The sequence below is a fragment of the Georgenia sp. genome (assembly GCF_054605595.1).
Genome location: NZ_JBTSDU010000204.1, coordinates 1 through 3250, shown reverse-complemented (window position 1 = coordinate 3250; position 3250 = coordinate 1). Strand labels below are relative to the sequence as shown.

Below are 3250 nucleotides of genomic sequence, written 5' to 3'. Positions count from 1 at the left end.
ACTTCAACCGGTCCGGCGAGCCCGCGGACCGGTCCACGATGATCGACGACGTCCGTGGCGCGCTGGCGATCCTGGCCGCGCAGACCGGGCTGAGGTTCGTCGAGGCCACCGACCCGGCCCAGGCTGAGCTGGCGTTCGGTTGGGCCGACCTGACGAACCGGGGACCCAACGTGGCTGGCGTGGGCGGCCCGCGCGGCACGGGCAAGGGCTCGGTGACGTTCTCCAACAACAACTGGTGGACGACGAACGAGTGGGCGGGGCTGGAGATCAGGCGGATCGAGTGGCCGCGCCCGGATCTCGGGCCGGGCTGGTACTCCTACCGCGAGGGCCCAGGCCGGCAGGCCTTGGTGATGCACGAGGCCATGCACGCAATGGGCTTCGACCACGTCTCGGACTTCACCTCGATCATGCACTCGCAGATCCTCAACAACGGCGCCGGGCAGCTCAGCGCCGGCGACATCGACGGCCTGCGGACGCTGTATCCCAGCAACCCCTGCCCCGCGATCCCGGACTGACCAGCCGGCCGGAACTCCGGCTCAGGCGACACGGTCGACCCGACCGCGGAGCGTGCTGCTACTGGGCAGTTGTGGCGCGCATCACGGCCGCACCCCGTCGCAGGCCTATTCCTGCCCGCATTGCTGGCCTACCGTGCACGGATGGTCGTGCGACGGTCGTTCGAGTGGGACGTGCTGGCCCAGCCCAGCCCGAACGCCTGGCTGGACGACCTGCGAGACCAGGGCTGGACACGGGTGCCCGGCCTTCCCGGGGTCGCCACGGACCGTGGCACCGTCGTGTACCAGCTCGAGCACGCAGGTCCTGCCGGCGCGGCCGGGGCGGGTGAGGGCGCAGTGGGCGTCCGGGCGATCGCGTGGATCCTGCTGGCATCGGCCGTCGAGGTGGTCGTGATCGTGGCCGGCGTGCTGGCGGGCATGGCGATCGTGCAGTCCTGACCTGCCGGCGAACGTGCGCAGCCGCTGCGCCCCGGCGAGTCCCTTCAGGACACTGCGCAGCGACGCGAGACTCCCGGCGTCACGGACGCTGCGCGCTGCCACCGAACCGCCTGCCGGGTGCAGCCGTGGGATCGAGGAGGGCCGCCTCGTCGGGCCATTCCCGTCCCACCAGGGCGGCGAACTCCGAATCGGGATCCGCGCCGGCCAGCTGGCTGGGATCCTGGCGCCGCGAGCGGAGCAATGCGACGACGATCATGATCGGCACGCCGATCACCAGGGCGCCGACGGCGAGCAGGGCCAGTGCCGCGACGGCAAAGATGGCGAGCATGGGGATCCTCCTTCCGTGCTGACCCGAACGATACCTACGAAATACCTAAATCTGTCAAGGCCTGGGCTGCGCGCACGGTGCGGGTCACGCCATCGGTCGGGTCAGGCGGGGACGACCTGGGCGATCTTGGGTGCGTCCTTGACCCACTGGGTGCCGTCGTCGGTGTAGCCGGGGGGCGGGGTGTCCTTCCTGGTCCAGGTGGTGCCGGTGTCGGTGTAGCCGGCGGGGGCCGGGTCCTTGACGTTGCGGGTCCCGGTGGCGGTGTAGGCGTCCTGCCGGGTCTGCTCGCAGTGCGGGTTGACCGAGCCGAGGACAGGGTCGGTGTCCCATGCCGGGCTCCAGCCGGCAGCGCAGGTGGGGCCGGGGCCGGTCTCGCCGGTGCGCACGACATACGGCGCGCCGTAGGCGGTGTAGGCGTAGGACTCCGGGTGGTACGTGTACGCCTTGATGTCGAACGTGTACGGCGTGACGGTGCGGCACAGCTCCCCCTGCGGGGTGCTGCCCGCGGGGCACACGTAGATCGTCTTCGTCGCCGGTGCCACCGGCCCTGGCGCGGGAACGGGAGCCGGTGCGGGTGCCGGTGCCGGGGGAGGCGCGGGTGCGGGCGGGCTGGGCGCAGGGACGGGCGTCGGCGCGGGGACCGTGGTGCCCGCGATCTCGGCGAGCGTCCTGCTCATCGCCGCGGTGCTGGCCCGCCCGGTGCTGGCGGTGTTGCGGGGGGTGACGGTGAACCGGTAACGGGCCGTCGTGCTCAACGACTCCACGGTGACCGTCGTGCCAGTCGCGACGACAGTGACCACACCGGTGGGGCCCGTGGCGTCGGTGCCGTCCGCGTTGATCGGGGTGGCCGTGACATCGAACGTGACGTCGACGCCCTCGCCAGCCCGGGCGGCGTGCGTCCAGGTCACCAGCACCGAGCCGGCCACGGGCGTGGTCTGGACCGTCAGCCCGGCGGCGGCCCCGACCTGGGCGAGGGGGATGGCGGTGCCGATCCTGCGGCCGGCGATGGCCACGGTGTACCGCACGCCGGGGACCAGGTCCCGCAGGACCGCCGGCCGGCCCGCGGCCACGGTGGCGGTGCGGGTGCGTTGCCCGCGGGCGGTCGCGGTGACCTTTCGCCCGCCGTGCCCGGTGACGCTCAACGCGTTCACGGGCGTCGCGTCGATGCCGACCAGGGTCGCGGGGATGGTGGCGGGAGCGGGGGTGGTGTCCTGGGCCAGGACGACCGGCGTGCTGTCGGCCGCCACGGTGTCGGCCCGCGCAGGACCGGCCATCACGCTCGCGGTCGTCGTGGCCAGGGCCAGCGCGATCGCGGCCAGGGTCGTGGATCTCATGAGGGCTCTCTCCTTGCCGGCCTACGACCGGCGGGCAGTAGTGGCACGGACAACGACATGGACAGCGGTGGGGATAGGGCTTTGAGTGGTCCGGCGTGTCCGGCTGCGGGGTGACAACCGGCGTTGTCTGTTCGCGGTACCGTCGAGCCATGCCCACGACCGCGGAGTCTCCGGACCCGGACCGGTACCCGGGCGGTCGGCTGCGCGTGCCGCGGGGGGTGCGCGAGGGCGGGCCGGCGTGGGAGAACGTCCACGTCCAGCTGGCGCGGGAGGCGCTGCGGCTGCTGGCCGACGCCGGCTACACCGGGATGGGCGTCGACGACGTCGCCCGGGGGGCGGGGGTGTCGACGAAGACGGTGTACCGGCACTACGGGTCGAAGGTCGACCTCGCGGTGGCGGGGATCGGGCAGCTGCCGACGATGGCCGGCTGGTACGACGGGGACGATGAGTTCGAGAACCGGGTTGCCCGCGCCCTGGAGATCGCCGCCGCGCACCACGAGTACCTCGTCCCGGTGCTGGCGAACGCGATCGTGCACCGCAACTCCGTGCCCGAGCTGCTGGACGCGGTGCGCCGCCTGGTCCTGGAGCCGCGGCAGGCCGCGGTCGAGGCGGCGATCGCCCGCGGCAAGGCCGACGGG

At 72.9% G+C, this 3250-nt stretch carries 5 protein-coding genes; 3 read left to right on the top strand and 2 right to left on the bottom strand.

Annotated features, from left to right (window positions below):
• Both ACYC1Z_RS14835 and ACYC1Z_RS14830 read left to right on the top strand, forming a co-directional pair.
• Positions 1-515, top strand: a 515-nt coding sequence (locus ACYC1Z_RS14835; RefSeq protein WP_461410284.1) for a matrixin family metalloprotease, incomplete at its 5' end; no start/stop codon positions are given.
• 141 nt (positions 516-656) lie between these two features.
• Positions 657-950: a hypothetical protein gene (locus ACYC1Z_RS14830; RefSeq protein WP_461410283.1), complete on the top strand. Its 294-nt coding sequence runs from the start codon at positions 657-659 to the stop codon at positions 948-950.
• A gap of 79 nt (positions 951-1029) precedes the next feature.
• Here ACYC1Z_RS14830 and ACYC1Z_RS14825 read toward each other — a convergent pair whose 3' ends face one another.
• Together ACYC1Z_RS14825 and ACYC1Z_RS14820 are read right to left on the bottom strand one after the other, a co-directional pair.
• On the bottom strand, positions 1030-1278 hold the full coding sequence (locus ACYC1Z_RS14825; protein WP_461410282.1) for a hypothetical protein: 249 nt from the start codon (positions 1276-1278) through the stop codon (positions 1030-1032).
• Positions 1279-1379: 101 nt separating this feature from the next.
• Positions 1380-2612: a hypothetical protein gene (locus ACYC1Z_RS14820; protein ID WP_461410281.1), complete on the bottom strand. Its 1233-nt coding sequence runs from the start codon at positions 2610-2612 to the stop codon at positions 1380-1382.
• A 149-nt stretch (positions 2613-2761) separates the two neighbouring features.
• Here ACYC1Z_RS14820 and ACYC1Z_RS14815 point away from each other — a divergent pair.
• Positions 2762-3250: TetR/AcrR family transcriptional regulator (locus ACYC1Z_RS14815; protein WP_461410280.1), on the top strand; the 489-nt coding region annotated here is incomplete at its 3' end.